Source organism: Leptospira ainlahdjerensis (genome assembly GCF_016919175.1).
Classification (GTDB): Bacteria; Spirochaetota; Leptospiria; order Leptospirales; family Leptospiraceae; genus Leptospira; species Leptospira ainlahdjerensis.
The window spans coordinates 1-5,281 of sequence record NZ_JAFFPU010000036.1 but is presented as its reverse complement, the minus strand read 5'-3'; the positions used below and the strand labels follow the sequence as shown (position 1 = coordinate 5,281).

Sequence of the window (5,281 nt, the reverse complement as noted above, 5' to 3'; positions counted from 1 at the left end):
TCTTCTTGTTTGGATGGATGGAGGGGAATCAATCATTGGCGACTTCTTAGGTCCGTTTAAAGATTTCGATTTGAAAAAACTCTTTGGTCAAGCGTTCGACTATCTGATCAATTTGGCAAAGAAATACGGGAAATTTATCATCATGGCTCTCTTTCCGGTTTCTTTCATATTCGCTTACTTCGATGAGATTATCGAATGGTTTAAGTCCCTTCCTTCTATCATTGAAAATCTGTTCAAGGCGATTGGTCCAAAAATCAGAGAAGCATTGAGCGGGTTTTTGCCATCTGGATTTTTCAATGCAGGAACGCCCGGTAAGGCGGATAACGTGACAAATGTTCAAGACGCTATCATCACAAAGACCGGTCGAGTGATCCATACTCATCCCGATGACAATTTAGTTGCCGTAAAAGATTTAGGTTCCCTTGGAAGATCAAAATCTTCCGGAGGAATCATCGTCAATATTGAGAAAGTGATTTTAGGATCTGATTCCCCCCAAGAAAACGCTCATGTATTCGCAAAGTATTTAGAACGAGAACTGGAAAAGATTGCAATCAAAATTGGTCTTGGTGCAGGCGTTTCTCCGGAGGCTATTTGATGGGAGTCTTAAGTAAAATCACAGGACGGGATACAGTTGCCTTAACGGATGGAGACGACGAAGTAGAACTCAATGTTTCCTTTGATTTACAACATGCTTATCCGGCTGAGATAACGCAACATCCGATTGAAAAGGAAAAAGGGAAAACCTCGGTTACAGATCATGTAATTCCTGGACAACGAGGAATCACTCTGTCCGCTCTCGTCACATCTTCATTCTCGATCACCTCTCTTACAAAGATGAAGGTGGACGACAAGTTAGAAACCTTGATTCGTTGGCAAACGAATGGAACTTTCTTAACGATGCTCGGTTATACAACAGGCGGGATCATCACTAAAATCCTCTCCATGCTTCCTTCCTTTTTTCGGTATGTTCCTCCGGATGATCCCGACAAACGGTATTTAGGCAGATCCATCGATGAAATTCCAAATCTTCTTTTAGGAGACATTACATTTTCTGAATCTAAAGATACTGGCGATGACGTTAGTATAAATCTTTCTATTTACCCGGTTCAAATTGTGGAAGCAAAAACAAGAAATTTAAACGCCGTAAAATCGGGTGGTAAAAAGCCAGTAAAAGAAACTGAAAAATCTGAAAATCCAAGCCCGGCAAAACAAAAGAGTTTTTTTAAAGCAGCTATCCCAGGTTAAATCAATCAATGCCAACGTTTAAATACATACCTTTTATCTCAGACACCTTTCCAATTCGGAATGAATATGAAATCGATGGAAAGGATTTTGAGTTTGAGTTTAACTACAACTCGATTGGTGACTTCATTTCTGTTTTGGTTCGCAATTCAGAAGGCAAAACGTTATTCTCCTCAAAACTCATACATGGTGTTCCTCTAAACCATGCTGTAGTCGAAGGCTTTCCAAATCATATTAAACTAATTCCCTTAGACCTGGAAAATTTGTATAGAGACGAATTTATCGAAGTCCCAGTGAACAAAGCAACTTTTGGCTCAACTGTGCAAATTTATATAGTGGAGGAAACATGATCGGAAATCCAAAACTCTTTGGCAGAACCGTTTCTTTGGAAATTCTTCCGAAGGTAGGACTTGGAAAAGAGTTCACGTATCCTCCTTTCAATCTTGAATTCGAATCTGATCTTTCAGCGTTAAATTTGACAAAGGTCTCTCTATTTAACGTGAATGAGGACACGATCCAATTGGTTGGAGCAAAATCTAAAGGTGCAAGTTTCCTTTACCCGACAGCGTTACTGAGTGCTGGATATAACGACGAGAATGGTCTCGTAGTTTCGGGAGAAGTGATCTATCCAAAATTCAGAAAAGATGGACCTAACAAAATATTAGAATTCACAATTTCCGCAAACGCCGGATCATTGAACAGTTTTTATATTATGAAAACGTATAGTAGGCTTCCTGCTCAAACGGTAATCCTCGATATTCTAACTCAAGGCAATATTAAACCGGGAACAATAGTATTAGGTGAAAACAGAGTTATCAACTTTAGCGCAACGAGAACATTAGGCGAATGTATTAAAAGTTTTTGCGAATTGACTCACTCTCAATACTGGATGCAAGACGGGCTGTTACACATTTCCCCTCTTGATCCGCCATCCAAACCGAGCACAATTTTCTTAGATAATACCGCCGGGCTTATCGGAGTTCCTGAGAAGAGTCAAAAGACTTGGAAGGTTACGAGTCTTTTTCGTCACAAGTTTAAATTGAATCAAGTGATTGCAGTAAAAGGCGGAAGTCTGGATGGAGAATGCAGAATCGTAAAAGGAAAGCATCGATTCTCCACTTTTCAAACTACGAACTACACTGAGTTAGAGGTATTGCCTCTATGATTACTCTTGACGAAGCAATTCTAAAAGCTCTTAAGAAAAGCCTATCTCAAGTTCAAGTCGGTCTACCTGGGACCATTGAATCTTTCAATTCTTCTTTGATGACAGCTAACGTTAGATTGCTATTGAAACAGAAAGATAGTCAAGGTCAGGAAGTTGACTTCCCGGTTCTTTCGAATATTCGAGTAGGAACCTTGTGGGCCGGTGATTTCTTCATAAAGCCAGACTACAAACGTGGGGATAAGGTTTGGGTTTCGTTCTCAACTCATGATACGTCCGACGCAGTTCGTGGGATTTCCTCGGTAGCTTCTGAATCGTTATTCGATCTTCAAAGTGCTTGTGTGCAATCTGGATTCAAGGGAGAATTCGACGCACCTGCAATCACTTCGAATCTTTCAGGATTATTGATCGGACACAAGCAAGGTAAATCTCTGATCCAACTCGACGATGATACAATAAAGATCCGAGGCGGACTCATTGATCTTTCTGAATCTTCGGTCTTAGGAGAAACCTTAGCAGAACTTCTAAAAATGATTCTCGATGTTTTCATAAACAACGCTTCTGCATTCACAACGAATACTGTTCCCGGTTCACCGGCCGGTCTCGCGGCGTCCGTTTTAACTCAACTCAATTTAAGAAAAGCAGAAGTAGAACAAATTCTTTCAGGAAAGGTAAAGATAGGATGAAAGGATTGAAAATTGAAAATCGAGACATCGTTCGAGTTAATGGTGAGCCGGTCGTAATCGAAGGTTTAGAATATTACTCCCAGAGAATCAAACATTCTATTCGACTCACTCTTGGAGAATCGATTTTTGAACCGTTAACCGGCGTTGATTGGACTACTATATTTTCAACGAAGATTCCGAAAGAGAGAGTGTTGTTTGAAATCAAAAGAGTCATCTTGAAAGATCCTGAAACCATTTCTCTGGAAAACCTTGAGACGATTGAGAACCCGGAAAACGGAAGGACTCTATCAATTCAGTTTTCAGCGATTACAGAATTTGGAATCATAACGGAGGTAGTGTAATGGCTGGCGTCACAGAACAAGGATTCATTCGTAAATCCAGAGAAGAAATCATTTCCGACTTGGAAACAAAGTATAGAACTCATCTTGGGTCCGACATCGACCTATCGATCGTAAGCGAAGACGGAGTAAGAATGCGCATCCTTGCCGACGAGTTAGATGAAATTCATCAACTTGCGGAAGACATCTTCTATTCCAACTTCGCTTATACTGCAAAAGGCGTTTCTCTCGATAGAGTTCTCAATCCGTTAGGATCGGAGCGACAACCAGCAAAGCGAGCGATCGTCGGCCTTCTTTTTTCAGGAGTGAACGGATCTTTTGTAAACATAGGGACGATCTGTCAAACTGGGAATGGTTTGCAGTTTATAACGATCGAGTCTGGAACCGTTTCGGGAGGGATTGTCCTTCTCAACGCACAAGCCTTGCTCATTGATTACGGTATTTCCGGAAACGTTGAAGCGAATTCGATTACTACGATCAACACAGCCGTGATCGGAATTGACTCAGTGACGAATCCAGAACCAGCACGCGGGGGAAGGACAATTGAGACGGACATAGAATTTCTAAATCGCTTTCTTGAGGAAGGTGTAAACGGAGGATCTTCCGCCGCGAACGTTCAAGGTGCTTTAAATAATATCGAATCAGTTCTCTCTGCAAGAGTCTACGAAAACGTTGGTGACTTTGTGGATGTAGAGGGTCGAAATCCTCACTCAATGGAAGCGGTGATCGAGGGGGGAACTCCTACTGAAATTGGAGATTGCTTCTTAAAGAATTGGCCCGGTGGAATTGAATCGATGGGATCTGAGACGACGACTCTGATAGATAACAAAGGAGTTCCTCGGACCTACTACTTCAATCGTCCGACTGATGTTCCGATTTTTGTTAAGATCGACATCGTTCGAGATCTTTCACTTTGGGAAACGGGTTCCGAATCTATCGTAAAAACGAATTGTATCAAAGTAATTGGCGGTGTCGATACGATCGGACCCATTTCAACTTCCTACAAAGGAGACGGAACCGGCGAGGATGTATTCGCTTGGAAGTTGATCGCTTCCCAAAGCGGTCTTTCTGAATACGATTCGGTCAAGGTGCTTGGAATCAAATCTATGTCGGTTAAAGTCGGGCTTTCTTCGCCTGGAACGTTAGATGAACTTCCGATTAGCAGTCGTCAAAGAGCAAAACTCGTCACAGCTAACATTCAGGTCAATTTTGTATGAAGACGATCGACGAAGTCCTTCAAAAATATCCGACCTCTCTCTTTACCCGTGATCCTGACTCTGAAATCGGAAGGAAATGGAAAGCGGATCTCGATTTGTTAAACGAAGTGCGCTCTGTTTTAGAATCGATTAAAGGACCGACTGATTATAGAATTCAAAACGGAGCGATTCTTGATCTTATTGGAAAGAATCTGAAGCAACCACGGAACGGAATGGATGATTTCAGGTATCGCATCTTTCTTTCCATCGCAAGACAGAAACAAAAATCCAAAGGCGACATCTATTCCATGAACGAAATTGGTTCTCAGATTCTCGCTGGAACTGGAACGTTATATGAGATTCAAGAGCTATGCTACTCCGGAGTTCCGATGTATCTGGACGGATCATTGACACTCAACGGAGAGTATCCGCTTTCAGGAAGTTCAAAAAGACCTGCAACAATTCGAGTTATCTTTTCCGGCTCCATTGATACCGTTGTAGTCGCTCCGGAGTTTAACAAAGCGATCGCTCAAATTCGCGCCGGTGGCGTTCGTTCGATTATAAACTATCGATTCGAGACTTCTACTTTATCAGGAAGGCTTTACGGTTTTGCTCTTCGATCAACAATCTTGGACGGAACGTGGCCACTCAACGGTT

7 protein-coding genes and 1 pseudogene are annotated in these 5,281 nt (G+C 41.8%); all 8 read left to right on the top strand.

The window, feature by feature from the left end:
- A pseudogene (locus JWG45_RS10745) lies at window positions 1-595 on the top strand (LIC12611 family phage tail protein); the annotation flags it as partial.
- Complete coding sequence (locus JWG45_RS10740) at window positions 595-1,245, top strand: phage baseplate protein (RefSeq protein ID WP_205279754.1); 651 nt, start codon at window positions 595-597, stop codon at window positions 1,243-1,245. The pseudogene JWG45_RS10745 and the gene JWG45_RS10740, both read left to right, overlap by 1 nt.
- 8 nt (window positions 1,246-1,253) lie before the next feature.
- Window positions 1,254-1,592: a phage baseplate plug family protein gene (locus JWG45_RS10735; protein WP_205279753.1), complete on the top strand. Its 339-nt coding sequence runs from the start codon at window positions 1,254-1,256 to the stop codon at window positions 1,590-1,592.
- Window positions 1,589-2,407 (top strand): phage protein, encoded by an 819-nt coding sequence (locus tag JWG45_RS10730; RefSeq protein ID WP_205279752.1) that lies wholly within the window; start codon window positions 1,589-1,591, stop codon window positions 2,405-2,407. The genes JWG45_RS10735 and JWG45_RS10730 overlap by 4 nt, the downstream gene beginning before the upstream one ends.
- On the top strand, window positions 2,407-3,090 hold the full coding sequence (locus JWG45_RS10725) for a Gp138 family membrane-puncturing spike protein (protein WP_205279755.1): 684 nt from the start codon (window positions 2,407-2,409) through the stop codon (window positions 3,088-3,090). The genes JWG45_RS10730 and JWG45_RS10725 overlap by 1 nt, the downstream gene beginning before the upstream one ends.
- Window positions 3,087-3,431, top strand: coding sequence for a GPW/gp25 family protein (locus tag JWG45_RS10720; protein WP_205279750.1), 345 nt, complete (start codon window positions 3,087-3,089; stop codon window positions 3,429-3,431). Before JWG45_RS10725 ends, JWG45_RS10720 begins: the two co-directional genes overlap by 4 nt.
- Window positions 3,431-4,645, top strand: a complete 1,215-nt coding sequence (locus tag JWG45_RS10715) for a baseplate J/gp47 family protein (protein ID WP_205279749.1) — start codon at window positions 3,431-3,433, stop codon at window positions 4,643-4,645. Before JWG45_RS10720 ends, JWG45_RS10715 begins: the two co-directional genes overlap by 1 nt.
- Window positions 4,642-5,281 (top strand): phage tail protein (locus tag JWG45_RS10710; RefSeq protein ID WP_205279748.1); only part of this gene is annotated, 640 nt, incomplete at its 3' end. The genes JWG45_RS10715 and JWG45_RS10710, both read left to right, overlap by 4 nt.